The sequence below is a fragment of the Streptomyces sp. NPDC048353 genome (assembly GCF_055587165.1).
In genome coordinates, this window is sequence record NZ_JBVJGU010000011.1 from 79,719 (window position 1) to 104,181 (window position 24,463).

Here is a 24,463-nt window from a genome sequence, read left to right on the forward strand (position 1 = left end):
TACGCGAGAACGGGCCTCCGCCGATGGCGGGGGCCCTCGTCGTGCGGAGGGCGAGGCCGGGACCCCGTGCCGGGTCGGCCCCCGCCTCGGCCGTGCGTGGGCGCGGCACGGGGATCAGGGCGGTGCGCCGGCCCCTTCGTGAGGCCGGTACGCCGGGCTGGCCCCCCGCCGACGGCCTCTCCCGGGCCTCCCGCTACTGCGGGTCCGGCCCCTTCGCGACCGGGCGGGCCGGGTCGGTGGACCATTCCGACCAGGAGCCCGCGTAGAGGGACGCCCGGATGCCCGCCAGTTCCAGGGCCAGGATTTCGTGGGCGCCGGAGACGCCCGAGCCGCAGTAGACGGCGACGGCCGTCGCGTCCGACGCGCCGAGGGCGGCGAAACGGGCCGCCAGCGACTCCGCCGGCAGGAAGCGCCCGTCCTCGGCGACGTTCTCCGTCGTGGGGGCCGACACCGCGCCCGGGATGTGCCCGCCCACCGGGTCGATCGGCTCCACGTCCCCCCGGTACCGCTCCGCCGCCCGCGCGTCGAGCAGCAGCCCCGAGCGGGCCAGCGCCGCCGCCCCGTCCGCGTCGAGCACACCGGCGGCCCCCGGCACCGGCACGAAGTCCCCCGGCTCCGGAGCCGGCGTCCGACTCGACAGCTCCCCCGGCCACGCCGCGAGCCCGCCGTCCAGCACCCGTACGTCCGGATGACCGGTCCAGCGCAGCAGCCACCACGCCCTGGCCGCGCCCCAGCCCAGCCCGCCGTCGTAGACGACCACCGGGGTGTCCGCCGAGACGCCCGCCCGGCGCATGGCCGCGCCGAAGGCGTCGAGGTCCGGCAGCGGGTGCCGGCCCCCCGCCCCCGGCGGCCCCGCCAGCTCCGCGTCCAGGTCGACGTAGACCGCCCCGGGCAGGTGGCCGGACTCGTACGCCGGCCGTCCGGGCGGCCCGCCCAGGGACCAGCGGACGTCCAACAGGACCGGGGGCCGCGCCCCGACCGACTCGCTCGCGAGTTCGCTTGCGGAGATGATGGGCTTCATGGGGGTCATCCTCGCGCACCCGTGACGGCGCCACGGATGGCGTAGGCGCGACGGTCGCGGCAGAAACGACAAACCAGGCATCCTCCTGCGGGATCGCGCCAAAAACGGCGCGGCCCGGGAGCGGCCCGCGTCCGGTGGTGCGAGCATCTGCTCGGGGGCGCGCGAGCGAGGCGCGACACGGCAGGCGGACGGCAGGCACGGAACCGCTACAACCCCCGTGACCCGGGGCCCCACGGCCCGTAGGAACGGGTGCGTACGCCTTGTCCCCCCGCACGGCCACGACGATGGTCCGAGGAGAGAGTGACGATGAGCGAGGCGACCCGGCGCACACCCGGTACACCCTGTTGGGTGAGCTTGATGGTGCACGGGCTTGACGCGACACAGGAGTTCTACAACGCCCTCTTCGGCTGGGAGTTCGTGCCCGGCCCGCAGCAGCTCGGCCCGTACGTGCGTGCGCTGCTCGACGGCAGGGAGGTGGCCGGCATCGGTCAGCTGCCTCCCGACCGGCATCTGCCGGTCGCCTGGACCACCTATCTGGCGTCGGACGACGCCGACGAGACGGCGGAGTCGATCCGCTGCTGCGGCGGGACCGTCGCGGTCGGGCCGCTCGACGCGGGCGAGGCGGGCCGGATGGTGATCTGCTCGGACCCCGCCGGCGCGGTCTTCGGGGTGTGGCAGGCCGAACGGCACACCGGCACTGCGACCGCCGGCCGGCCCGGAACCCCCGTTTGGAACGAGCTGCTGACGTACGAGACGTCCACCGTCGGCAAGTTCTACCGCACGGTCTTCGGCTACGACGCGGAGCCGAACGTCGCCGACAACCCCGACTCCCTCACCCTCCGCCGGGACGGGCGCCCGGTCGCCGCCGTCCACGGGCTCCACGGCGGGCTGCCCCGCGACCGGGGCGCGCACTGGATGACGTACTTCGAGGTCACCGACACCGACGCGGCCGCCGCACTGGTCACGGAGCTGGGCGGCCGTGTCCTCCGGGCGCCCGAGGACGGGCCGGCGGGACGCCTCGCCCAGGTGGCGGACCCGGAGGGCGCCGTCTTCACGATCATCCGCCCGGCGGACGGCTGACCACGAGGCCCGGCACCGGGACAGCCACGGCAGCGGGCGGCGGGCGGCCACGCACTCGGGAACGGTGAGCCGGGGTCAGCTCCTGCCGCGTGCCAGTCCGCGGCGCAGCCGGGACGCCGTCCGCCGCGGGTCGCCGCCGGGCAGTCCCAGGTCGGTCAGCCGGTCCTGGTGGAAGTACCGGGCGGCGGCCGTGCCGCTCGTGAGCAGCGCCTCCGTCTCCTTCCGCAGCAGGGGGTGCAGCCGCGGCTGCATGCAGTACCCCACGGCCCTGACGAGGGGCTCCAGGGTGTCCGGCGCCGGTCCGGGCACGGCGGGGTCCGCGCCGCTCTCCAGGTCGGGGACGACATGGTCCACGACGGTCAGCGGGACCCGGTTGCTGTTCTCGTACGGCGTGAGCCGTTCCAGGATCGTCTCCGTGCCGACCCTGGCGACGGGCACGTCGAAGTACACGGCGGCGGTGAGCATCGCCGTCGAGAAGCAGCCGACGACGAGCCGGGGACGGCAGCGCGCGTAGAAGGTCTCGGCGAGCAGCGGACCGTCCAGGACGGTGAGCCGCACACCGGCGGCCCCGGCGGCCTCCCGCAGGGCGAGGGAGTAGCGGGCGGGCGCGGTGGGGTGGGGCTTGAAGACGATCGAGCGGTGGCCGGCGGCCGCGGCCCCGCGCACCATGCGGACGTGCAGCTCCTCCTCCTCGTCCGGGGTGAGGATGCCGAGGACGGCGAGGTACTGGCCGAGGAGCACGGCGGTCGGGGCGGCCGCGGCCGCCTCCTCGACCTGCCGGTCGCCGTCGACAGCCGCGGCGATCTCGGCGAGCACCGCGCGGAACGCGTCGTCGGGCACCAGCTCGCATGCGACGCCGGTCTCGGCCAGGAGCAGCGGGCGCAGCCCCGGTACGAGGTCGAGGTGGAGCAGGCGCCGGACCCGGCAGCCGATCGACTGGGGAAGCTCGTCGCGGGTGGGGCCGTAGCTCATCAGGCCGTCCGCGTACACGTCCACACCGCTCTCCGCGAAGACGGCGGCGAGCGCCTTGGCCGGGTTGACCTGGATGGACTCGACGACGAGGTGGACGGGTGCGGCGCCCAGCCCCCACGCGGTGCGGAACACCCGCTGCCAGAGCGGTGCCTCCTCGGGGCGCGGCGCCCAGGTGCCGGGGTGGTGGGGCCGGATGGCGTGGTTCCAGTGGACGGTGGCGTCGAAGCGAGCCGCGATCCGGTCGTAGCCGGTCATCTCCTCCAGCCGCAGGGCGGTCTCCGGGATCTCGGCGTTGTTCGAGACCAGCAGGAGGCGCCGGGCGTCCTCGCGGGCGCCGAACAGCCCCGCATCGAGGGCGGCGGCCACGGTGGCGGCGCCGTACAGTGTCGACACCTGGAAGATCTGGACGGGAAGGGCGGCGCCGGGCGCCCCGGGGGTGCGGGTCTGCATGGTCAGGCGGTCCTTCCGGTGGCGCGCAGGGTACGGAGCAGGGTGTTGCGCGCGGTGTCCATCGTCGCCAGGGTCTCGTCGAGCACCTGCTGGGGCATGCGGCGCAGGGCGTCCGTCACGTTCCGCTTGAGGCGTTTGGTGACGGCGGATTCGTACTGCTCCGCCTTTCCCATATGAAAGGCGATCATGGCGCAGTAGGTGCGGACCGCTTTCGGCAGAAAACGGTCCGCCTCGGCGTCCCGGGAGACCTCTTCGAGCAGCAGGTCGTACGACGGGATGAAATCGAGCTGGCGGTGGTCCGTGATCTGCGTGAGGGACGTGGTGACCCCGCGGCGGTAGAAGACGCCGTGCATGCTGAGCGCGGCGTAGGTCGTCGCTTTCAGATGGAGCCGCCAGATCCACAGCCGGTCCTCTGCGGTGCGGAGGGTCGTCTCGAATCGCGAGGCGCCGTCGGCGAAGAGATGGCCGGCGTAGACGCCGAACGGAACGAACGGATAGTCCACCATCGTCACCATGTTGGCCGGGGCGATTCCGTCCCGCGGGTCCATCACCGTGTCCCGGCGCGTGGCCGGGGCGTAGCGGACGCTGCGGGAGGTGCCGGTCGACTGGACGTGGTCGGTGCGGGCGAAGTCGCAGCCCAGCGCCTCGATGCCGTCGACCATGGCGCGCAGGTGGCCGGGGGCGTACCAGTCGTCTCCGTCGAGGAAGGTGACGTAGTCGCCGGTCGCGGCGTCCAGGCCGGTGTTGCGGGCCTGGGCCACCCCGAGATTGGTCGCGTGGCGGATGACGGTCGCGTTCGGGATCCGGCTCTTCCAGCGGTCGAGAACGTCGGGCGTCTCGTCCGTCGAACAGTCGTCGATCAGCAGGAACTCGAAATCCGGATCCGCGTTGCCGGCGAGACTGCGCATGGTGTCGGGGGCGTAGATCCCGACATTGTGGAGGGGCACGATGACGGACAGTTTCGGCACTCGGAAATTCCCAACACTCACACACGGCAGGACGGGCAGGAACGGCAGGCGGGCAAGGGGCCAGGGGCGGGCAGCGTATCGGCGCTCAATTCCGGTCCGCGGAGCCGGATGTGCACTCCGGATGAACTCTTTCCGTCCTGCGCGGAAACCGGTTCCGGAAGCCGATCGCGAGCAGGCACAACAGGGCGACCGCTCCGATCGCCCCGCCGCCGCGCAGGCCCGGCGGCCGGAACACGCAGTGGACCGAGGTGGCCGTGCCGTCGAGCGGCACGGCGAGCAGGCCCATGCGGCTCCGGGCCGGCGTGGGCTCCGCGTCGCCCGCCGCGCAGCGCCAGCCGGAGATGCGGGGAACGGCGACGACGGCGGTTCCGGTGCTGCCCGCGGGGAGTTCGGCGGTGAGGGAGTGGCCGGTGGCGCGCACCTCGGTGGCTCCGGTCGCGGTGAGGTGCCGTACGGCCGCGTCCAGCCGGTCCCGTACGAGGCAGCCGACCGGGTTCGGCGGCAGGGCGGGCTCTCCCGAGCGGGGCTTCAGGTCGATCCGTACGGCGCCGGAGGCGGGGACGGTGCCGAGCGGCTGCACGGGGGCGAGGACGGACGGCGGTTTTCCGGCGAAGTCGACGCCCGGCTGTCCGGCGAGGGCGGCCGTGCCCCGGTAGCGCGGCGCCCAGAACCAGAGCTGCGCGCCGGCCGGACAGACGGCGGTGAGGATGGTCCGGCCCTTGCCGGTTGCGCCGGGGCCGGTACTCGCCGCCCGGCGCACGGGCGGCTCGTCATACACGTCGGCGCCGAGCATCGACTCCTGGCGGGCGAAAGCCGATGCGGCGGAGGAGCCGGAGGCCTCGGCCGACGGGTCGGTGGGGCCGCTCCCGCGCGCCGGGAGCCGGACGTCCGCGCGGACGGTGACCAGGGGCGGTACGGGCGAGTCGGTGGTGGTGATCGTGGCCCGGGGCGGCCTGTCGGCGTGGAGGGGACCGGTGGGCGTCGAGCGCATCCGGGTGCCGATGGAGAAGATCGCGTCGGTGACCGGGTTGTCCAGGCTGACCGGGTGGCGCCCCTTGGCGTAGTAGCCGAAGCCGAGGGAGGCGGCCGTGCGGGAGAAGACGTCCGCGGTGAGGCTGCTGTAGTAGTCGGCGCCCTGGCCGCCGACGAGGAGGACGTCATTGCCGCCCGGCACCTCCCCGGGATCCGTGCGGTGGCGCGGCCAGGCGTCCGCGGCCTCGGTCGCCCGCGCCATGTCCGTGTGCCAAGGGCCGAGGGGCGGCGCCCAGGAGACCTTGCTCAGCTGCTGCCGTTCGACCCTGCCGCCCGTGATCGCGGTCTCGCCCGCCTGGGCCAGGACGAGCAGGCCGACTGCCACGGCCGGGAGCGCGCGGGCGCCGACGCCGTACCGCCGGGCCGCGAGGACGGCTGTCGCGGCGAGCGCGGCGACGGCCAGGGCGGCCGTGAACGCCGGATAGGTCCAGCGGTCGACGACCGCGCTGCCCCGGGCCGCGAAGGCCATCGCGCCCAGCAAGGTCCCGGCGCCGAGGAGCGCCGGCAGCCGGGGCAGGCCCCGGGCCGTGGAGATCCAGGCCGCGATCAGCAGCAGACCGCAGAGCACGAAGGACTGACGGTACGGAATGCCGTTGGGCGAGGCACCGGCGTGCCACAGGAGGTGGGTGGGACCCCACTGCATCGAGAGCGCCACCAGGCAGATCGCGGCCGTCCAGGCGAGGCGGACCCGGGGGGCCAAGGCGCGGTTGAACGGCAGGGTCAGCGCCAGCAGGAGCGCGGGGGTGCCGATGAAGAGGGCGGGGGAGGCGACGCTCGCCGTCGCCGGCAGCAGCCGGGCGAAGACCTCGGTCCAGGAGACGGCGGTGAAGGTCACCACGGGGGTGGGGTCCGCGACCCGGGTGGCCAGGAAGATCACCAGGACGAGCGGGGTGGCGAGGCCGATGCCCACGAGCACCGAGCGGGCGGCGCGCAGCAGTCCGGCGAGGCGCCGGCGGCCGGTGTCGTCGGCGGTGAGCAGCCGGACGGCGAGGACCACGGCGGCGCCGACGGTCGCCATGTAGGCGGTGTAGAAGTTGGCGTACCACGCGAGCCCCACGACGAGCGGGCCGAGGACCGGGCGCCGCCCGGAGCGCGCCCACTCGCCCACCAGACAGAGCAGCGGGAAGGCCAGCAGTCCGTCCAGCCACATCGGTACGGTGGCGGCGAAGTTCAGCGTCCAGCCGCAGAGCGCGTACGCCGCGCCGAGGACGGCGGCCACCGGCCAGGGGCCCCGGCGCAGCCGCAGCAGCAGCACCGCCATCGCGGCTGCCGCGGCGGTGATCTTGGCGGTGGTGATGACGTACAGCGCGAGTTCGATCCGGTCGGCCGGGAAGAGGACGACCAGCAGGTCGAACGGGCTGGAGAGATAGGTGCCGTAGTCGCCGAGGAAGTTCGAGCCGAAGCCCGAACGCCAGTTCAGGAAGAGGTCGCCCTCGGTGTCGCCGAGCAGGAAGGCGCGCCAGTAGGCGTGGTACGGGAGGTACTGCTGGCCGAGGTCGACGACGTTGCGGGTGGTGGGCCCGAACGGCCGGCTGCCGGCCAGGGCTCCCCCGAGGCAGAAGACCACGGAGCCGAGCAGGGCCGCGAGGGCGGCCGCCCGCAAGCGAACGCTGCGCCGTGCGCGGTCGCTCCACCGCCGGGGGCCGCCGGGCGGCCGCTCACCGCCCGAGCCGGCCGCCGTGCGGGGCCGCTTGTCCGCGGTCCGCGTGTCCCGGCCGACGGCGGGCACGGTCTCGGCAGCAGGGGGCACGCGTCCTCCGGAGGTGTCACGCGGCGCCGGGAGGCACCGGGCCCGGTCTTCGTGTCACGGGCCGACGGCCATTACCTCCGAGCCGGGCGACCCGCATCCGATCAGCAGTGGGTCCCCGGGTACACCGGAGGTGAATTGGAGGTGCCGGGGGCGGCGACGCCGTGCGGGAACCGAGGCGTACGGGCGGGAACCGAGGCGTGCGGGCGGGGCCCCAGGCGTACGGGCGGGAATTGAGGCACACGTGCGCGCCCCGGGCGTACGGACAGGCGCGTGTACGGGCGCCTCCGCGCCGGGCTCGTACCGGCGGGCCCGTGCCGACGGCTCGCGCCCCGGGCGTACGGAGGCGGCCACTCCCCCGCGTGCGGGGCGGGCGCGGGCCCGGCGGGCGCGTAAGGCGCGTGAGGCGGGCGCGTGCCGGGCGGGCGCGTGCCCCGCTTCCCGGGGCATGAGCGAGCCGGAGCGTGCGCGTACAAACGCCCCCGCGCGCGGCGTACTACGAGCGGCGGCGGGGCTTGCCCCGCTTGGCCGGGGTGGGGCCGCCGGAGCGGCCGCGCGTGCTCTTCCCGGCGGGCTTGCCGGCCGTCTTCCCCGTCGACCTGCCGCCCGACGTGGCACCGGCGGGCTTCTGGCGTGCGCCGCCGCCCTTCTCCGCCCGCTTGTCCTTCGCCTCCGGCGCGCCGCCGGCGCGGCCGCGCGTGCTGTTGACGGTCCGCCCCCGCACGATCCCGATGAAGTCCTCGACCAGGTCGGTGGTGGCGTCCTCGCGCCAGGACAGCGCGACCCGGGACTCGGGAGCGCCCGTGACCGTCCGGTACGTCAGGTCCTTGCGGTGGTGCAGGCGGGCGAGCGACTGGGGGACGACGAGGACGCCGATTCCGGCCGCCACCAGTTCGACGGCGTCCGCCGTGGTGGCCGGGCGTTCGATCGCCGGGCGGCCCGGCAGGGTCTCCCAGTCCAGGGTGTCGTCGAGGGGATGCAGCACGATGTCGTCGGCGAGGTCCTCGACGGTCACCTCGTCCGCCGCGGCGACGAGGTGGTCCTTGGGGACCACGACGACCGTGGTCTCGGTGTAGAGGGGGATCGCGCTGAGGTCCGTGCGGTCGATCGGCAGCCGGACGAACCCGGCGTCGGCGCCGGTCTCCCGCAGCACGGCGGGCGCCTCGGCGGCGGACACGGGCACGAGCTCCAGCGGAGTGTCGGGCAGGCGCTCGTTCCAGATCCGCACCCACTTGCCGGGCGTCACCCCGGGAACGTACGCGAGCCGGAACGAGGGGGATTCTTCCGAGCCTGTCACCCCGCCAGGTTACCGGTCGTGGTCGGAGGTAGCGCACATGCTCGATACCCTTGACCTCATGAAGTCGCACCAGAGCGCCCAGACGATGAAGCCCGCCACCGCGGCGAAGAAGCTGGGTGTCTACCTCGAGGCCACCCCCGCCGAGTTCCAGGAGGGCGTCGTCTCCCGCGCCGAGCTGAGTGCGCTGCAGACCGATCCGCCCGAGTGGCTGCGGGAGCTGCGCCGCAGCGGACCGCACCCCCGGCCGGTGGTCGCGGCCAAGCTCGGCGTCTCCATCTCGGGTCTTGCGCGCGGCGGGGTGACCGAGCCCCTCACGACGGAGCAGATCGAGGAGCTGAAGACGGAGAACCCGGAGTGGCTGCAGAAGGAGCGCGCCACCCAGGCCGACGTCCGCAAGGAGACCGTCCGTCTCAAGGAGAAGCAGGCGGAGCAGAAGCAGACCGGGCAGCAGTAGCCGGGCGGGCCGGCCCGCCCGCGCGGTGACCGCGCCCGGGCCTCGCTTCGCCGGTTTACCCGAGTCCCACGTCGGCCCCTCACCCCGCCCGGGGTGAGGGGCCGACGCCGTACGTCCCTGCCCGACCCTCGCCGTCAGGCGTGGTTGACCGGCAGAACGTCCGGGGACAGGGCACCCGCCCTGGCCGACGCGCTGGTCATGTGGCGGCGGTGGTGGCGGCGGCACAGGACCTCGTAGCCGATCTCCTCGGCCGGACGGTTCACGTCGCCGACGACGACCTGCTCGCCTTCGACGACCATCTGCCCGCCCACGGTACGGGCGTTGTGCGTGGCGCGCGCCCCGCACCAGCACAGCGCCTCCACCTGCAGCTGCTCGATCCGGTCGGCCAGTTCGATCAGCCGCTGCGAGCCCGGGAACAGCTTCGTCCGGAAGTCCGTCGTGATGCCGAAGGCGAAGACGTCCATGTCGAGGTCGTCGACGATGCGGGCCAGCTGGTCGATCTGCTCCGGGGCCAGGAACTGCGCCTCGTCCACGATCACGTAGTCGGCCTTGCCGCCCTTGGACATCTGGTCCACGAGGTACGCGTAGAGGTCCACGCCCTCCCCCGCCTCGACAGCGTCCGTCACCAGGCCCAGCCGGGACGACAGCTTGCCCTCGCCGGCGCGGTCGTCACGGGTGAAGATCACACCCTGGAGCCCGCGGGCGGAGCGGTTGTGCCCGATCTGGAGCGCCAGTGTGCTCTTTCCGCAGTCCATCGTTCCGGAGAAGAACACCAGCTCGGGCATGGGAGGTCGAGGCCTTTCGGGCGGGGCGGCGGCCGGCGACGGCGATAAGGGCCGGACCGCGGGGTCGGGGAACGACGAGTCGGGGAACGAGGGATCAGGAGCCGGGGCCGGAGGGCGGCGACCGAGGGGTCAGGTACGGACCTCGAGGAGCGGGACGAACTGCTCCGCGGGCGTCATGGAGCCGTGCACGCCGACCATCGCCGACTCGTGCGGTTCCTTGACGGAGGCGGTGATGATGACGTCGTCACGGGCCGCGGCGACCACGTCGCCGATCCTCCCGTACACCCGCTCGTCGACCGTGCCGCCGAACCAGCCCAGCTCGATGGCCTCGTCCCTGCCCGCCACCCAGAACTGCTCGCCGAGGACCTCGCGCCAGCAGGTCAGGACGTCGGCCTGGGCCCCCGGCACGGCATAGACGTGGCGGGCGCGGCCCTCGCCGCCGAGCAGGGCGACGCCGGCGCTCAGCTCCCAGTCCTCGTCGAAGTCGATCCGGGACTGCTCGTCGAAGGGGACGTCGACCATGCCGTGGTCGGCGGTGACGTACAGCGCGGAGTGCGGGGGCAGTTGCTCGGCGAGCCGCTGCACGAGCCGGTCGACGAACATCAGCTGGCCGCGCCAGGCGTCGGAGTCGATCCCGAACCGGTGCCCGGCGCCGTCGAGTTCGCTGTAGTACGTGTAGACCAGCGAGCGGTCGCCGGCGGCGAGCTGCTCGGCGGCGAAGTCCATGCGCTCCTCGCCCGTGAGCCGGCCGTGGAACGCTCCGCCGCTCAGGGCGATCTTGGTGAGCGGGGTGTCCTGGAAGATCGGCGAGGAGACCTGCGCCGTGTGGATCCCGGCTTCGTGGGCGAGCTGGAAGACCGTGGGGTACGGCTGCCAGACGTGGGGCGGCGTCCACGGCTTCCACCGGAGCTGGTTCATCAGCTCACCGGTGTCGGGGTCGCGGACGGTGTAGCCGGGCAGTCCGTGCGCGCCGGGGACCTGTCCGGTGCCGACCGAGGCGAGCGAGGTCGCGGTGGTGGCGGGGAAACCGGCGGTGATCGGGCGTCCCGTGCCGCCGCGCGAGGTGGCGAGCAGCGAGGTGAGGTACGGCGCCTCGTCGGGGTGGGAGCGGATCTGCTCCCAGCCGAGTCCGTCGATCAGGAACACGCAGTTCCGGTCGGCCGGGGCGAGTTCGGCGATCCGGGCCTCGAAGCCGGGCGCGCCCTGTCCGGCGACGAGGGTCGGCAGGAGGTCGGCGAGCGAACCGGTGCCGTACTCCGGAACGGGCGCGGACGCGGGCGCGAGGACGACCGGTTCGTCGGGCCAGCCCGAGGCGACCGTGGAGGGCTGGACCATCAGCGCGTCGCCGCGGTGGCTTCGGAGAGCGACTGGGCGAAGGCGAGGGTCTGGCGAACCGTGTCCGGGCCGTCGCCGGCGTCGCTGACGCGGAGGCTGAGGTCGTCGGCGGTGGCGTTGCCGGTGTAGCCGTGATCGGCGTCGCAGTTGGGGTCGCCGCAGGCGGCGGGCTCCAGGTCGATCCGGGAGACGGCGCCCCAGCCGATGGTGAGGACGACCTCGCGGGGCAGCGTGCCGGGGGTGTACGACTCCGGGTTGGCGACGACGCGGCTGACGACGACGGAGGAGATCCGGTCGAGCTTGACCGACTCCGTGGAGGTGGTCGCGTACGGCGTCGGGGAGCTGGTGTCGGCAGCCTGCTCGTCGGTGTGGCTCACGATGAAGCGGGTGGCCGTCAGGACGAGGACCGTGACATGGCGGCGGACCTCGTTGGTGTCGAACGTGGTCTCCTGGTGCACCACGTATGACGCGATCGCCTCGCCACCGACGGCGGCCTCCACCGCCTCGGCCACGAGGGCCGGGTAGTAGCCGCTGCGCTCGATCGCCGCGCGCAGCCCCTGGGTCGTCGTACCGGTCTTCGCCATGGACTCCATCCTAATCCGTCGGGAGGGGCGCTCCGGGACGTGTCGGTCGCCGCGAGCCCGGCTCGCGCGGCGGCGGGCCGGCCACGGCGTCAGTAGCTGGGGAGCCGGCGCGGGCCGAGGTCCGTGCGGGGCGGGGGCGGGGCGAGGCGGACCGTGGCGCCGAGCACGGAGAGTCCGCGCGAGGCGACGACGACGGGCTCCAGCGTGATCGCGACGACCTCGGGGTGGTCGTCGACGAGTCGGGAGACGCGCAGCAGCAGCTCCTCCAGGGCGGGGGTGTCGACGGGGTCGGAGCCGCGCCAGCCGAAGAGGAGGGGCGCGGTCCGGATGGACCGGACCAGCTCGGCGGCGTCCCGGTCGGTGGCGGGGACGAGCCGGTGGGACATGTCGCCGAGCAGCTCGGAGGCGGCTCCGGCGAGGCCGAAGGAGAGGACGGCGCCGACGGCCGGGTCGATGGCGGCCCTAACGACGGTGTCGACGCCGCGCGGCACCATCGCCTGGACCACCGGATGCAGCTCCTCCGGCTTGCCGAGGGTGTCGGTCACCTCGGTGTAGGCGGTGCGGAGTTGCTCCTCGGTGGCGAGGTCGAGCCGTACGCCACCGAGGTCGGGGCGGTGGCGCAGGTGGGGCGCGGTCGTCTTCAGGGCGACGGGGTAGCCGAGGCGGGCGGCGGCCGCGACGGCGGCGTCGGGGGTGGGCGCGGGCAGGGTCGGCAGGACGTTGATGCCGTACCGCGCGAGCAGCTCGCCCGCCTCTTCGGCGCCGAGGGTGACGCCCCGGGCGTCCACGTCGTCCCCGAGCATCCGCTCGATCCGGGCGGCGGCCCCCGCCTCGTCGATGTCCTCGTACTCCGGGACCCGCCCCGGCTCGGCGGCCTGGCGGCGCCACTCGGCATAGCGCACGGCCTCGGCCAGCGCCCGCACGGCCCGCTCGGCGGCGGGATAGGCGGGGATGTTGCCGCTGACCCGCGGAGACGCGGAGCCGTCTCCGCCGCCGTCCTTGGCGGAGGTGGGGGCCGCGGGCGGGCCGAGGCGGGTCGGGGGCGCGGGCGGGCCGGCGACGGCTGCCGGGCTTCCGCCCGGGCCGAGGCGGGTCGGTGCCGAGGTCCCGCCGCCCTCTCGCGCACCGCCGGTGCGCGACGCGTCCGGGGCGCCGGGCGCGGTGGCGGCCGGTGCCGTGGGGGGCGCGGCGGCCGTCAGGGGCGGAACCCCCGCGGCGGACGAACCGGCCGGAGTGACGGGCGGGGAGCCGGCCCGGAGTCCGGGAGCGGGTCGCGTGCTGGTCGCCGCGGACAGGGCCTCGGCGAGTCCGCCCATCTCGACGTGCACCACGACGACCGGCTTCGTCGGGGCGGGGGCGGAGGCGACGGCCTCCCGGAGGTACGCCGCGAGGACCTCCCCGTCACCGGATTCCACGGCTCCGTTCTCGCCGACCCAGGGGATCGCCGTCACGACGACCGCGTCGCTGGTCTCGTCCACGAGGGCGGCCGCCAGTGCCGCGCGGAAGTCCGCCGGGCTCGCCGCCGTCGTGAGGTCGATCGGGCGCAGCGGCCGCAGCCCCTCGGTCAGGCAGGCGTCGTACGTCAGCAGCCCGAGCGACTCGGAGTTGCCGAGGATCGCCACGCGCGGCCCGGTCGGCAGGGGCTGCCCGGCGAGGAGGAGCCCCGCGTCGACGAGCTCGGTGACGGTGTCGACGCGGATGACCCCGGCCTGCCGGAGGAGGGCGGAGACCGTGGCGTACGGGATGCGGGTGACGGGCACCCGGTGGCCGGGCGGGGCGCTGCCGCTGTGCCGGGCGCCCTTGACCACCACGACCGGTTTGACCGCGGCGGTCCGGCGGGCCAGCCGGGTGAACTTCCGCGGGTTGCCGATCGACTCCAGGTAGAGCAGGACGACGTCCGTGGCCGGGTCGTCGTACCAGTGCTGGAGGAAGTCGTTGCCGGAGACGTCGGCGCGGTTGCCCGCGGAGATGAAGGAGGACAGCCCGGCTCCCCGCCGGTGGAGACCGGCGAGGAGGGCGATGCCGATGGCGCCGGACTGGGTGAACAGCCCGATCCGTCCGGCCGTCGGCATCTGCGGGGCGAGCGAGGCGTTCAGCCGGACGTCGGAGGCGGTGTCGATGAGTCCGAAGGCGTTGGGTCCGATGATCCGCATGCCGTACGAGCGGGCCTGCCGGACCAGCTCGCGCTGTCGCGCCCGTCCTTCCTCGGTGCCGGTCTCGGCGTATCCGGCGCTGAGGACGACCAGGCCCCGGACCCCGTGCTCGCCGCAGTCGGCGACCGCGTCGGGCACCCGCTCGGCGGGGACGGCGACGACCGCCAGGTCCACCGGCTCGCCGATGTCCGCGACGGAGCGGAAGGCCGGCACGCCGTCGAGCGCCGCCGCCCCCTCGTCCAAGGCGCGGTTCACGGCGTAGGTCCGGCCGGTGTAGCCGGAGGCGAGGAGGTTGCGCAGAACGGTCCGGCCGACGCCGCCGGGGGTGCGGCCGGCTCCCACGACGGCGACCGAGCCGGGAGCGAGCAGCCGCTGCACGGAGCGCGCCTCGGCGCGCTGCTCGCGCGCGAGCTGGACGGCGAGCGAGCGGTCGGTGGGCTCCAGGTCGAGGTGGAGGCGGACGGAACCGTCCTCGAAGCTGCGCTTCTGGGTGTACCCGGCGTCCGTGAACACCTTGATCATCTTGGTGTTGGCGGGGAGCACCTCGGCCGCGAACCGGCGGATGTCCCGCTCCCGCGCCACCGCCGCGATGTGTTCGAGGAGGGCGGAGGCGACTCCCCTGCCCTGGTGCGCGTCCTGGACGAGGAAGGCGACCTCGGCCTCGTCGGCGGGGGCGGAGGCGGGCAGGCCCTGGGCGTTGATGCGGTCGTACCGCACGGTGGCGATGAACTCGCCGCCGACGGTCGCGGCGAGTCCGACCCTGTCCACGTAGTCGTGATGGGTGAAACGGCGGACGTCCTTGGCGGAGAGGCGGGGGTAGGGCGCGAAGAAGCGGTAGTACTTCGACTCGTCCGAGACCTGTTCGTAGAAGCTGACCAGTCGGTCGGCGTCGTCGACGGTGATGGGCCTGATGCGTGCGGTGCCGCCGTCGCGGAGGACCACGTCCGCTTCCCAGTGATCCGGGTAGGCGTGTTCCGGCTGGGCCGGGTGCGGCTGTTCCGACGCGCTCTGCATGGGGCAAGACTACGGCCGGGGTACGACAGTGGCACCGGTCCCGCACGGGGTGCGTGCCCCGGGTGGCGCGTGCAAGGTGGGAGGGCCGGAGGGCCGCCCCACGCCCGGGCCGGACGCAGTGCCGAGCACGACGCAACCCGTGAGAGACTGGTCTAGACAACCCGCTAAGACTTGAAGGGCAACACCATGGCTGAGCGCCGCGTCAACGTCGGCTGGGCCGAGGGCCTGCACGCCCGCCCCGCCTCCATCTTCGTCCGCGCCACCACGGCCTCCGGCGTCCCCGTGACGATCGCCAAGGCCGATGGGAACCCGGTGAACGCCGCTTCGATGCTCGCGGTGCTCGGTCTGGGCGCGCAGGGCGGCGAGGAGATCGTGCTCGCTTCGGACGCCGAGGGCGCCGAGGCCGCGCTGGACCGCCTCGCCAAGCTGGTTGCCGAGGGGCTCGAGGAGCTTCCCGAGACCGTCTGACCTCGCCGTCCCGGTCTCGTCCGGGTCTCGTCTGCGAGGAGCCGCGCCCGCCATCCCCCCGGCGGACGCGGCTCTTTCGCGTCTGGGGGCACGGCGAAAGCGCGGCCGGGGCCGACTCCGGACTTCCCGGGCCATGGAACCCGGGGCACGTCCGGACGGTCCCCCGCGGCTCGCCCTGGTCCTCGGAATTCCGGTCACACCGCTGTGAGGGCGGCTTGGCATTCCGGGCAGCGAAATACGACGCCCCGCATCGGAGGCGCCCCGTTCACGAAAGCCCCGGGGCTTTCGGATGCATTTCCGGGCAGCACTTCCACGGGCCATCGAATTCCGCCGGCTGCATTCCTTCTCTTTGTATACGGCCCGGTCGTTAATTCCGGACGTTCGCGGTGTATACGACATGTTGCGAAGCCCTCACACCGCCGCGCGCGGGGCGCTTCGGCCGGTGCAGCGCCGGTGAGCGTTCGGCGTGCAGGGCGGTCAGGGCGCGGGCCCGCTCGGCGTCGCCGCGGGCCACCGCGTCGACGATCGCTCCGTGCTCGGCCCAGGCCTCGACCGGCTGCGCGGCCGGCTCGATCGCGTACATCCAGGCGATCTTGTGCCGCAGCTGGGTGAGCAGCGCGGTGAGCGCCGGGCTGCCGGAGGCCTGCGCGAGGGTCTCGTGGAACCAGCCGTCCAGGGAGCGCAGGTCTTCGCCCTGGCCGCGCCTGGCCCGCTCCTGCCCCAGCCTGACCAGGCCCCGCAGCACTTTGAGGTGGGCCTCCGTGCGGCGCTGGGCGGCGCGGGCGGCCCCCAGCGGCTCCAGGAGCGCCCGCATGTCCAGGAGGTCCGCCGCCTCCTGCTCGGTGGGCTCGGCGACATGGGCGCCCGCGTGCCGGCGGGTGACCACGAAGCCCTCCGACTCCAGGGTGCGCAGCGCCTCGCGGACCGGGACGCGGGAGACTCCGTACCGGCGTGCCAGCTGCTCCTCCGTCAGCCGGCTTCCGCACGCGAAGACACCGGAGACGATGTCGTCCCGAATCGCCGTGCATACCGAATGCGCGGGGATGCGCATGTTCGACCTCCGCCTTTTCCGCGCGAAAACCATCCGATGGACGTCTGTTCGTCGACTCTTCGGTGACTCTATTGCAGCGGGGCGGTATTTCCGATGGCTACCGGGGATTCATGGATGTCTTTTGGCCGAGAAAAAGCCCCGGCTCGGTACGAGCCGGGGCTTTTTCGACCGGGCCGTGGGGCGGCCCGTGCGTTCGGACGCGGTCGGGTCAGACGTTCACACCGCGGGCGCGCAGGTACGCGACGGGGTTGATGTCGGAGCCGTACTCGGCGCTCGTGCGGGCCTCGAAGTGCAGGTGCGGGCCCGTGGAGTTGCCGGTCGAGCCGGAGATGCCGATGCGGTCGCCGGGGGTCACGGTCTCGCCGACCGAGACACTGATGGCCGAGAGGTGACCGTACTGGGTGTACGTACCGTCGTTCATCCGGATGACGATGTTGTTGCCGTACGCGCCGCCCCAGCCGGCCTCGACCACGGTGCCGGCGCCGACGGAGACGACCTCGCTGCCGTAGGAGGCGTGGAAGTCGACGCCCGAGTGGCTGCCGGAGGACCAGAGGGAGCCGCCGGTCTGGTAGCCGGTGCTGACGTACGAGCCGGCCACGGGGAGCTGGAAGGAGTTCAGGCGCTTGCGCTCGGCCTCCCGGGCGGCGCGCTCCTTGGCCTCGCGGATCTCCTTTGCGCGGGCCTCGGCCTTGCGCTTCGCCTCCGCCTTCGCGCGGGCCTCGGCCTTGGCCTTGGCTATCGCCTCGACGGCTTCCCGCTCCTGCTCGGCGGCCTGGACGTCGATCCGGTCCGCCAGCGACTCGGAGACGACGGCCATGTTCATGCCGGTGTCCTCGAGCGCGCGGGTGTCCGTGTCGGCGGCGAGCGCCGGGGAAGCGAGGGTTCCGATGACCCCGGTGGTGGCGATGGTGGCGACGCCGGCGATGCCCGCGCTGCGGCGCGCCAGACGGCTCGGACCACGATGCTTCCCGGTGGCACGGGTGAACGCCATGTAGTGGCTGATCCTTTCCTTCCTTCTCGCCTACCGGGTTAGCTGACGGGTTCGGAGCAGGAAGGTCTCCTACGGGCCCCTCCGCACGGGTGCGAAGGCGTCCGATTCACCCCAGGGACTTCATGGGTCCCCGGCTCCCCAGGCTCGCGCCTGACGGGGACTCGGCGATGACTGTCCGATGCCACGGGTGTGGCGGGTGCAACTGGCGAACAGCCGGATTGACGCTAAGCGGACCGTCTTTCAATCGGCAAACGGACTCGCCGGTTTGTAAGACATGCCACAGGTCAGACAGGCATCCTCTCCCTCAATACGGACAAACGATCAATATGGGCGAGGACCCCGACGTATGGTGACGTCGGGGTCCTCGCCGGAGCGCGCGTTCCGCTCCGTTCAGCCCTCGTTCGGCCGGTCGGCCCGTGCCCGGTTCTCGTCCGGAGCGCGCTCCGCCGGTCGGCCTCCCGGTGCTCGATCAGCCGGTGACGACGGTGACTTCGCCGATGCCGAGCGCCCGCACGGGCTCCTCGATCTGCGCCGCGTCGCCGACGAGCACGGTCACCAGACGGTCCACCGGGAAGGCGTTGACGACCGCCGCCGTCGCCTCCACCGTGCCCGTCTCGGCCAGGCGCGCGTACAACTGCGCCTGGAAATCGTCCGGAAGGTGCTGCTCGACCTGGTCGGCGAGCGTCCCGGCGACGGAGGCGGCGGTCTCGTACTTCAACGGCGCCACGCCCACCAGGTTCTGCACCGCCACGTCGCGCTCCGCGTCGGTCAGCCCCTCGGCGGCGAGGGTGCGCAGCACCTTCCACAGGTCGTCAAGTGCCGGACCGGTGTTGGGGGTGTCGACCGAACCGCTGATGGCGAGCATCGCGGCGCCGTTGCCCGCGCCGTCGGAGCGCAGCACCTGGCCGAAGGACCGCACGCCGTAGGTGTAGCCCTTCTCCTCGCGCAGGACGCGGTCCAGGCGGGAGGTGAGGGTGCCCCCGAGGCAGTACGTGCCGAGGACCTGGGCCGGCCAGACCCGGTCGTGCCGGTCGGCGCCGACCCTGCCGATCAGCAGCTGCGTCTGGACCGCCCCGGGGCGGTTGACGATGACCACGCGGCCGGTGTCGTCGGCCGTGATCGGCGGGACGGGGCGCGGCTCGGCGGTGTCGCCGGTCCACGCGCCGAGCGTCTCGGCGAGGACCTTGTCCAGGTCGACGTCGGTCAGGTCGCCCACGACCACGGCGGTGGCCGTGGCGGGCCGGACGTGCGCCGTGAAGAAGGCGCGGACGGCCGTGGCGTCGATCGCGGCGACGGTCTCCTCGGTGCCCTGGCGCGGCCGGGACATGCGCGAACCGGCCGGGAACAGCTCCTTGGAGAGCTGCTTGGCCGCCCTGCGGGCCGGGTTGGCCGTCTCGTGCGGGATCTCGTCGAGCCGGTTGCGCACCAGCCGCTCGATCTCGGTGTCGACGAAGGCCGGGGCGATCAGGGCCTCGGCGAGCAGGCCGAGCGCCTTGGGCAGCCGCGAGACGGGAACCTCGAGGGAGACCCGTACGCCCGGATGGTCCGCGTGGGCGTCGAGGGTGGCCCCGCAACGCTCCAGCTCCGCCGCGAACTCCTCGGCCGAGTGCTTGTCGGTGCCTTCGGACAGGGCCCGCGACATGATCGTGGCGACGCCGTCCAGACCCTCCGGCTCGGCCTCCAGGGGGGCTTCGAGGAAGATCTCGACGGCCACCACCTGCTGGCCCGGACGGTGGCAGCGCAGCACCGTCAGGCCGTTGTCCAGGGCCCCCCGCTCCGGAGCCGGGAAGGCCCAGGGGCGGGCCGTGCCCGGCTGCGGCTGCGGGTGGAAGTCCATGCTCGTCAAAGACGCGGCAGCGTCGCTCACTGGTCCGCTCCCTCTTCCTCGTCGTTCTCGCTGTCGCTGTCGCTCTGCTCGGCGGTCACCGGTTCGTAGACGAGCACCGCGCGGTTGTCGGGACGCAGCCGGGCCGCGGCGACGGCCCGCACCTCGTCCGCGGTGACGTCCAGGACGCGGTTGACGGCGGTCAGGGCGAGCTGCGGGTCGCCGAACAGCACCGCGAAGCGGCACAGTTCGTCGGCGCGGCCGGCGACCGTGCCGAGCCGGTCGAGCCACTCCCGCTCCAACTGCGCCTGGGCACGCTCCATCTCCTCGGGCGTGGGGCCCTCGGAGGCGAAACGGGCCAGCTCCTCGTCGACGGCGGCCTCGATCTCGGGGACCTCCACACCGCCGGAGGTCTTCACGTCCAGCCAGCCCAGCGAGGGAGCACCGGCCAGGCGCAGCAGGCCGAAGCCGGCCGCGACGGCCGTGCGGTCGCGGCGGACCAGCCGGTTGTGGAGCCGGGAGGACTCGCCGCCGCCGAGGACGGTCAGGGCCAGGTCGGCGGCGTCGCACTCGCGCGTGCCGTCGTGCGGGAGGCGGTAGGCGGCCATCAGCGCGCGCGCCGGGACCTCCTCCTCCACGACCTCGCGCAGCTGCTCGCCGATAGTCTCGGACAGCGTGCCGTCGCGCGGCGGACGCTTGCCGTCGTGGGACGGGATGGAGCCGAAGTACTTCTCGATCCAGGCGAGGGTCTGCTCCGGGTCGATGTCGCCGACGACCGACAGCACCGCGTTGTTCGGCGCGTAGTACGTACGGAAGAAGCTGCGGGCGTCCTCCAGGGTGGCCGCGTCCAGGTCGGCCATGGAGCCGATCGGCGTGTGGTGGTACGGGTGGCCCTCGGGGTAGGCGAGGGCGGTCAGCTTCTCGAAGGCCGTGCCGTAGGGCACGTTGTCGTACCGCTGGCGGCGCTCGTTCTTGACGACGTCGCGCTGGTTCTCCATGGACTCGTCGTCCAGGGCCGCCAGCAGCGAGCCCATGCGGTCCGCCTCCAGCCAGAGCGCGAGCTCCAGCTGATGCGTCGGCATCGTCTCGAAGTAGTTGGTGCGCTCGAAGCTCGTCGTGCCGTTGAGCGAACCGCCCGCTCCCTGGACCAGCTCGAAGTGACCGTTTCCGTGGACCTGCTTCGACCCCTGGAACATCAGGTGCTCGAAGAGGTGGGCGAGGCCGGTACGGCCCTCGACCTCGTGACGCGAGCCGACGTCGTACCAGAGGCAGACCGCGGCGACCGGGGTCAGGTGGTCCTCGGAGAGCACCACGCGCAGGCCGTTGGCCAGCCGGTGCTCGGTCGCTGTCAGGCCGCCGGAGCCGGCCTCGGCCGTGGCCGTGTGACCCATGGGCATGTACGTCCCTTCGATCGCGATATGGAAAAGTCCTGCCACTGTATGCAAGCGCACCGACACCTCGCGAAGTTCCCGCGGGCTCGAGGCTTCCCTCTTCCGGGTCGCGCACGCGTCCCGCTTCCCCTCCGTCCCGCCTCCACCCTCGCCTCCACCCGGCGCCCGGGAGGCGGGCCGGGAGGGGCCATTCCCGGGTCGCGGTCGGCGTTGTCAGTGGGACGGTCCACAATGGTCCGCGTCAGATCAACCTTGTTGGTGAAGGAGCCGCAGCCGCGATGGCCCGCCGCAGCACGAAGACACCGCCGCCGGACGACGCGTTCGAGGAGCGAATCCTCGACATCGACGTCGTCGACGAGATGCAGGGCTCCTTCCTCGAGTACGCGTACTCGGTGATCTACTCCCGCGCGCTGCCGGACGCCCGCGACGGCATGAAGCCGGTGCAGCGCCGCATCGTCTACCAGATGAACGAGATGGGGCTGCGTCCCGACCGCGGCTATGTGAAGTGCGCCCGCGTCGTCGGCGAGGTCATGGGCAAGCTGCACCCCCACGGCGACGCGTCGATCTACGACGCGATGGTGCGGATGGCGCAGCCGTTCTCCATGCGGGTCCCCCTCGTCGACGGCCACGGCAACTTCGGCTCGCTGGGCAACGACGACCCGCCGGCCGCCATGCGGTACACCGAGTCCCGGATGGCGTCGGCCGCGCTGCTGATGACCGAGTCCATCGACGAGGACACCGTCGACTTCTCGCCGAACTACGACGGCCAGGAGCGGGAGCCGGTCGCCCTGCCGGCGGCGTACCCGAACCTGCTGGTCAACGGCGCCTCCGGCATCGCGGTCGGCATGGCCACCAACATGCCGCCGCACAACCTGGGCGAGGTGATCGCGGCCGCCCGCCACCTCATCCGGCACCCCAACGCCGACCTCGACGCGCTGATGCGGTTCGTCCCCGGCCCCGACCTCCCGACCGGCGGCCGGATCGTCGGCCTGTCCGGCATCAAGGACGCGTACGAGAACGGCCGCGGGACGTTCAAGATCCGCGCCACGGCCACGGTGGAGAACGTCACCGCCCGCCGCAAGGGCATCGTCGTCACCGAACTGCCCTTCACGGTCGGCCCGGAGAAGGTCATCGGCAAGATCAAGGACCTGGTCGGCTCCAAGAAGCTCCAGGGCATCGCCGACGTCAAGGACCTCACCGACCGCAGCCACGGCCTGCGGCTGGTCATCGAGATCAAGAACGGCTTCGTGCCCGAGGCGGTCCTGGAGCAGCTCTACAAGCTGACGCCGATGGAGGAGTCCTTCGGCATCAACAACGTGGCGCTGGTCGACGGCCAGCCGCTCACGCTCGGTCTCAAGGAGCTGCTGGAGGTCTATCTCGACCACCGCTTCACCGTCGTCCGACGCCGCTCCGAGTTCCGGCGGACCAAGAAGCGAGACCGGCTGCACCTGGTCGAGGGCCTGCTCGTCGCTCTCCTCGACATCGACGAGGTCATCCGTCTCATCCGCTCCAGCGAGAACTCGGCGCAGGCCAAGGAGCGCCTGATCGCCCACTTCTCGCTGAGCGAGATCCAGACGCAGTACATCCTGGACACCCCGCTGCGCCGGCTCACGAAGTTCGACCGAATCGAGCTGGAGAGCGAGCGGGACCGGCTCAACGGCGAGATCGACGAGCTGACCGGGATCCTCGACTCGGACGCCGAGCTGCGCAAGCTGGTCTCGGGCGAACTGGCCGCGGTGGCGAAGAAGTTCGGTACCGAAAGGCGCACGGTCCTGCTGGAGTCGGCGGGCGCGCCCGTCGCGGCCGCCTCCCTGGAGGTCGCGGACGACCCGTGCCGGGTGCTGCTCTCCTCGACGGGGCTGCTGGCCCGCACGGCGACGGCGGAGCTGCCGTCCGCCGAGGACGGCCGCCGCGCCAAGCACGACGTGATCGTCTCGGCCGTCCCGGCGACCCAGCGCGGGGATGTCGGCGTGGTGACCTCGACCGGGCGGCTGCTGCGGCTCGCCGTGATCGACCTGCCTCAGCTGCCGGACACCCACGCCGCGCCGAACCTCGCGGGCGGGGCGCCGCTGGCGGAGTTCCTGACCTTGGAGAACGACGAGTCGGTGGTCTGCCTGACCACGCTGGACGAGTCCTCGCCGGGTCTGGCGATCGGCACGCTGCAGGGCGTGGTGAAGCGGGTGGTGCCGGACTATCCGGCGAACAAGGACGAGCTGGAGGTCATCGCCCTCAAGGACGGAGACCGGATCGTCGGAGCGACCGAGCTGCGGACGGGCGAGGAGGACCTGGTCTTCATCACCTCCGACGCCCAGCTGCTGCGCTTCCAGGCCGCGCAGGTACGGCCCCAGGGACGGCCCGCGGGCGGCATGGCGGGCATCAAGCTCGCGGCCGGCGCCGAGGTGATCTCGTTCACGGCCCTGGACCCGGCGGCGGAGGGCGTGGTGTTCACCATCGCGGGCTCGACGGGCACCCTGGACGGGTCGGCCGCCACGTCGGCGAAGCTGACGCCGTTCGACCAGTACCCCCGCAAGGGGCGCGCGACCGGTGGCGTGCGCTGCCAGCGGTTCCTCAAGGGCGAGGACGTGCTCCTGCTCGGCTGGGCGGGTGGCTCCCCGGCCCGCGCCGCCCAGCAGAACGGCACCCCGGTGGATCTCCCCGAGATCGACCCGCGCCGCGACGGCTCGGGCACCCCCCTGGCCAAGCCGGTCACGGTCCTGGCGGGCCCGACTAGCTGAGCGGGGCCGGCGGAGGCTCCCAGGGAGCGTCCGCCGGCTCCTCCTCGGACTCGTCGCGCCGTACGTACCGCAGGACGCCCCACATGGCGTGCTCGTCCGGGGCTTCCCGCGGGCCGGCCGCCTCGCACGCGGCGAGTTCCTTGCGCAGGGCCTCGGCGTCGATGCCGGACCCGATGAGGACGAGCTGGGTCCGCCGCTCCTCGCCCTCCGGCCAGGGCTCGGGGTAGAAGCGCAGGAACCGGCCGACGGCGTGGACGCCGTAGCGGTTGACCGGGTCGGCCGCGCCGAAGTCGACGAATCCCTTGAGGCGGTAGAGGCCCTGGGGCCGGGAGTCCAGGAACTCCATGAGCCGCCGCGGGTGCAGGGCGGTCGCGGTGGAGACCGAGAGGGTCTCGTAGTGGGCGTGCGGATGGGCGGCCGTGTCCTCGTCCCCGTACAGCAGGTCCTCGATGGACATCTGCCCCTCGATCTCGTCGTCGGGCGCGACCCGGTCGAAGAGGACCTCGGGGTCGACCCGCCCGTGGGCGGCGCGGATCACGGCGGCGCGTCCGGCGAGACCGGTCACGGTCGCGTGGACGGCGTCCAGCTCCCGCTCCCCGACCCGGTCGGCCTTGTTGACGACCACCAGGTCGGCGAGGGCGAGGTGCCGGTCGGTCTCGGGATGCCTCTCGCGCGTGGCGGAGAACTCGGCGGCGTCGACGACCTGCACGAGCCCGCCGTACACGATCCGCTCGTTCTCGCTGGCGAGCACCATGCGCACCAGCTCCTGCGGCTCGGCGAGCCCGCTCGCCTCGATGACGATCACGTCCAGGCGGGCGGAGGGCCGGGTGAGGACCTCCAGGTACTCGTCCAGCTCGCTCGCGTCCACGGCGCAGCACAGGCAACCGTTGCCGAGCGAGACGGTGGACCCGACCTGCCCGGCGACGGTCATGGCGTCGATCCCGATGTCCCCGAAGTCGTTCACCATGACCCCGATCCGGGTGCCCCGGGCGCTGCGCAGCAGATGGTTGAGCAGCGTCGTCTTGCCCGACCCCAGAAATCCGGAGAGGACGACGACGGGGATCTGCTGCGTGCTCAAGGGAAACCCTCCTGGTGCCTCGGGCGCTCGAC

General features: G+C 73.2%; 18 protein-coding genes and 1 riboswitch. Of the genes, 4 read left to right on the forward strand and 14 right to left on the reverse strand.

The genetic code is table 11. From position 1 onward, the window contains the following. Nucleotides 1-193: 193 nt before the first annotated feature. Nucleotides 194-1,021 (reverse strand): sulfurtransferase, encoded by an 828-nt coding sequence (locus ACZ6RC_RS30745; protein ID WP_469589404.1) that lies wholly within the window; start codon nucleotides 1,019-1,021, stop codon nucleotides 194-196. Nucleotides 1,022-1,327: 306 nt separating this feature from the next. Between ACZ6RC_RS30745 and ACZ6RC_RS30750 the strand changes: the two genes are divergently transcribed. Then, nucleotides 1,328-2,101, forward strand: coding sequence for a VOC family protein (locus ACZ6RC_RS30750; RefSeq protein ID WP_469589407.1), 774 nt, complete (start codon nucleotides 1,328-1,330; stop codon nucleotides 2,099-2,101). A gap of 75 nt (nucleotides 2,102-2,176) precedes the next feature. Here ACZ6RC_RS30750 and ACZ6RC_RS30755 read toward each other — a convergent pair whose 3' ends face one another. The 4 genes from ACZ6RC_RS30755 to ACZ6RC_RS30770 all read right to left on the reverse strand — a co-directional run bounded on the left by ACZ6RC_RS30755 (nucleotide 2,177) and on the right by ACZ6RC_RS30770 (nucleotide 8,567). Next, on the reverse strand, nucleotides 2,177-3,523 hold the full coding sequence (locus tag ACZ6RC_RS30755; RefSeq protein WP_469589410.1) for a polysialyltransferase family glycosyltransferase: 1,347 nt from the start codon (nucleotides 3,521-3,523) through the stop codon (nucleotides 2,177-2,179). A 2-nt stretch (nucleotides 3,524-3,525) separates the two neighbouring features. Beyond that, complete coding sequence (locus tag ACZ6RC_RS30760) at nucleotides 3,526-4,491, reverse strand: glycosyltransferase family 2 protein (RefSeq protein WP_469589413.1); 966 nt, start codon at nucleotides 4,489-4,491, stop codon at nucleotides 3,526-3,528. 85 nt (nucleotides 4,492-4,576) lie between these two features. Then, complete coding sequence (locus tag ACZ6RC_RS30765) at nucleotides 4,577-7,273, reverse strand: YfhO family protein (protein WP_469589415.1); 2,697 nt, start codon at nucleotides 7,271-7,273, stop codon at nucleotides 4,577-4,579. Between the two features lie 493 nt (nucleotides 7,274-7,766). Further along, nucleotides 7,767-8,567, reverse strand: a complete 801-nt coding sequence (locus ACZ6RC_RS30770) for a LysR family substrate-binding domain-containing protein (protein WP_391141458.1) — start codon at nucleotides 8,565-8,567, stop codon at nucleotides 7,767-7,769. Between the two features lie 58 nt (nucleotides 8,568-8,625). On the opposite strand from ACZ6RC_RS30770, the gene ACZ6RC_RS30775 reads away from it, so the two are divergent. Continuing rightward, nucleotides 8,626-9,021 (forward strand): DUF5997 family protein, encoded by a 396-nt coding sequence (locus ACZ6RC_RS30775; protein ID WP_391141456.1) that lies wholly within the window; start codon nucleotides 8,626-8,628, stop codon nucleotides 9,019-9,021. Nucleotides 9,022-9,155: 134 nt separating this feature from the next. Here the strand turns inward: ACZ6RC_RS30775 and ACZ6RC_RS30780 are convergent, their stop codons facing one another. The 4 genes from ACZ6RC_RS30780 to ACZ6RC_RS30795 all read right to left on the reverse strand — a co-directional run bounded on the left by ACZ6RC_RS30780 (nucleotide 9,156) and on the right by ACZ6RC_RS30795 (nucleotide 14,892). Then, nucleotides 9,156-9,806, reverse strand: coding sequence for a thymidine kinase (locus tag ACZ6RC_RS30780; protein ID WP_391141453.1), 651 nt, complete (start codon nucleotides 9,804-9,806; stop codon nucleotides 9,156-9,158). A 129-nt stretch (nucleotides 9,807-9,935) separates the two neighbouring features. Then, a complete protein-coding gene (locus ACZ6RC_RS30785) occupies nucleotides 9,936-11,141 on the reverse strand; it encodes an alkaline phosphatase family protein (RefSeq protein WP_469589421.1) in 1,206 nt (401 codons plus the stop codon). Then, nucleotides 11,141-11,725 carry a DUF5998 family protein gene (locus tag ACZ6RC_RS30790; RefSeq protein WP_391141448.1) on the reverse strand — a complete coding sequence of 195 codons (585 nt, stop codon included), beginning with the start codon at nucleotides 11,723-11,725 and terminating at the stop codon, nucleotides 11,141-11,143. The genes ACZ6RC_RS30785 and ACZ6RC_RS30790 overlap by 1 nt, the downstream gene beginning before the upstream one ends. Before the next feature lie 89 nt (nucleotides 11,726-11,814). Beyond that, nucleotides 11,815-14,892: a bifunctional acetate--CoA ligase family protein/GNAT family N-acetyltransferase gene (locus ACZ6RC_RS30795; RefSeq protein WP_469589424.1), complete on the reverse strand. Its 3,078-nt coding sequence runs from the start codon at nucleotides 14,890-14,892 to the stop codon at nucleotides 11,815-11,817. A gap of 186 nt (nucleotides 14,893-15,078) precedes the next feature. On the opposite strand from ACZ6RC_RS30795, the gene ACZ6RC_RS30800 reads away from it, so the two are divergent. Beyond that, nucleotides 15,079-15,360, forward strand: coding sequence for an HPr family phosphocarrier protein (locus ACZ6RC_RS30800; RefSeq protein ID WP_048477591.1), 282 nt, complete (start codon nucleotides 15,079-15,081; stop codon nucleotides 15,358-15,360). Between the two features lie 367 nt (nucleotides 15,361-15,727). On the opposite strand, the gene ACZ6RC_RS30805 is transcribed toward ACZ6RC_RS30800, so the two are convergent. The 4 genes from ACZ6RC_RS30805 to ACZ6RC_RS30820 all read right to left on the reverse strand — a co-directional run bounded on the left by ACZ6RC_RS30805 (nucleotide 15,728) and on the right by ACZ6RC_RS30820 (nucleotide 20,624). Further along, a complete protein-coding gene (locus tag ACZ6RC_RS30805; protein WP_469589428.1) occupies nucleotides 15,728-16,411 on the reverse strand; it encodes a GntR family transcriptional regulator in 684 nt (227 codons plus the stop codon). 208 nt (nucleotides 16,412-16,619) lie between these two features. Then, on the reverse strand, nucleotides 16,620-17,402 hold the full coding sequence (locus ACZ6RC_RS30810; protein ID WP_391141440.1) for a M23 family metallopeptidase: 783 nt from the start codon (nucleotides 17,400-17,402) through the stop codon (nucleotides 16,620-16,622). A gap of 13 nt (nucleotides 17,403-17,415) precedes the next feature. After that, a riboswitch (cyclic di-AMP (ydaO/yuaA leader) is annotated at nucleotides 17,416-17,579 on the reverse strand. A 292-nt stretch (nucleotides 17,580-17,871) separates the two neighbouring features. After that, nucleotides 17,872-19,239, reverse strand: a complete 1,368-nt coding sequence (locus tag ACZ6RC_RS30815) for a M16 family metallopeptidase (RefSeq protein WP_391142205.1) — start codon at nucleotides 19,237-19,239, stop codon at nucleotides 17,872-17,874. Between the two features lie 26 nt (nucleotides 19,240-19,265). Further along, complete coding sequence (locus ACZ6RC_RS30820) at nucleotides 19,266-20,624, reverse strand: M16 family metallopeptidase (RefSeq protein WP_391141437.1); 1,359 nt, start codon at nucleotides 20,622-20,624, stop codon at nucleotides 19,266-19,268. 272 nt (nucleotides 20,625-20,896) lie between these two features. Here ACZ6RC_RS30820 and ACZ6RC_RS30825 point away from each other — a divergent pair, with 272 nt between their 5' ends. Further along, entirely contained in the window at nucleotides 20,897-23,353 is a 2,457-nt protein-coding gene (locus ACZ6RC_RS30825) for a DNA gyrase/topoisomerase IV subunit A (protein ID WP_469589431.1), read from the forward strand. On the opposite strand, the gene ACZ6RC_RS30830 is transcribed toward ACZ6RC_RS30825, so the two are convergent. Beyond that, nucleotides 23,346-24,431, reverse strand: a complete 1,086-nt coding sequence (locus ACZ6RC_RS30830) for a CobW family GTP-binding protein (protein WP_469589434.1) — start codon at nucleotides 24,429-24,431, stop codon at nucleotides 23,346-23,348. The genes ACZ6RC_RS30825 and ACZ6RC_RS30830 overlap by 8 nt on opposite strands. Nucleotides 24,432-24,463 lie beyond the last annotated feature (32 nt).